This is a genomic window from Actinokineospora enzanensis DSM 44649, assembly GCF_000374445.1.
Classification (GTDB): Bacteria; Actinomycetota; Actinomycetes; order Mycobacteriales; family Pseudonocardiaceae; genus Actinokineospora; species Actinokineospora enzanensis.
In genome coordinates this window covers 1-1,313 of the sequence record NZ_KB894490.1, presented here as the reverse complement: position 1 = coordinate 1,313, position 1,313 = coordinate 1, and the positions used below count along the sequence as shown (strand labels likewise).

General features: G+C 67.6%; 2 protein-coding genes. Both read right to left on the bottom strand.

Going from position 1 to position 1,313, the window contains the following annotated elements; genetic code table 11:
* Positions 1-835, bottom strand: an 835-nt coding sequence (locus C503_RS0137065; protein WP_156893801.1) for a pentapeptide repeat-containing protein, incomplete at its 3' end; no start/stop codon positions are given.
* A 109-nt stretch (positions 836-944) separates the two neighbouring features.
* Positions 945-1,166 carry a hypothetical protein gene (locus C503_RS0137060; RefSeq protein ID WP_245572686.1) on the bottom strand — a complete coding sequence of 74 codons (222 nt, stop codon included), beginning with the start codon at positions 1,164-1,166 and terminating at the stop codon, positions 945-947.
* Positions 1,167-1,313: the final 147 nt, after the last annotated feature.

Here is a 1,313-nt window from a genome sequence, read left to right as displayed (position 1 = left end):
TGGTCGACCTGAAGTTGGCGTAGCTGGTGAAGGTGGTCGACCTGAAGTTGGCGTAGCCGGTGAAGGTGGCCGACGTGAAGGAAGCGGTGCGGGCGGTGCAGTGGGCGAGGTCGAGGTTGATGAGGGTGGCGCCGGTGAGGTCGAGGTCGATGCCGGCCCAGAAGGTCCGGGCGGGGCGACGTAGTCGCTGAGCCAACCGACGCGCGCGCGGGATCCACGATGATGAGGTGTGGGGGCGGGCCCGTAGGTGGTCGCGCAGGATGCGTTGAGCGGTGAGCCGAACCTCGCGTTCCTGTTGCGTGTCCTGCCCGTCTGCGGTCAGGCTGTGGTCAGTGGTGGGTGGTGTCGCGGGTCGGGCTTTGGCCGGGCGTAGCGGGGCGCGCACTCCGCTGAGCCTGCGAGGCATGGGTGTGTCGGGCGGTGGGGTATAGGGGGCACGTAGGTAGGCGCAGATCACGTTCACCACGGTCTGGCGGTGCTCGGGGTTGTCTTGGGCGACCCGCTCCAGCGCGTAGAGCGCCCCGTGTCGCACCGCGGCTTTGTCCGATCCCAGTTGCTCCACGGCTTTGACATACAGTTCGGTCAGCCGCCGTTCGGCCGCGTCGTGCTCGGTGGACCACTGCCGTCGCCAGCCCAGAACCAGGGTCATCACCGCGCCGGTCCCTGCACCGACCGCCAAGGCGGTGCGGATCATGTCCAACCGGCCACCCGACGAGGCCACGTCCAGCACCCGCGACAGCACCATTATCGCCGCGATCGTCGCGGCCACCACCGGCACCACGATCACCAGTACCGGCCGCCACCACCCCGGCCCACCACGCCGCCCTCTCGCCATCGGGTGATCATCGCGCAACCACCCCGTACCCGTGAGGCATCCACTGATGTTCACCCCAACACCCGGCCGCGCGGGTTAGGACGGCTCAGTCGCGGCGAACAGCCGCCTTTTACTCGGGCCGCTGTTGCTGGAGTAGCTGCAAGATGGCGTCGAGCTTGGCCCCGTGGTCAGCTTGAGTGGCCACGATCTCGGCTTGGGTTGTCACGATCTCGGAGAGCCGATTGCCCTGCCGACGCTGCGTGGCCTCGATCGTGGCCAGCATCTCGTAGATCGACTGAACGTCGTTGTCGAGCTGCCGCACCTTGCGTTCAAGCTCTGCCGGACTCGCCATGACAGTGAAGCCTAGCCGCCCGCCGGGCGATACGGACGGCTGTAACCGGGGAGGTGTCCCTATGGGGTTGTCAAGCCGCAGCCGGGGCGGGAACAGGCTCGGGTGGCCGGTAGTGGGTCTTGTTGCGGAGCATGGCGAACAGGACGT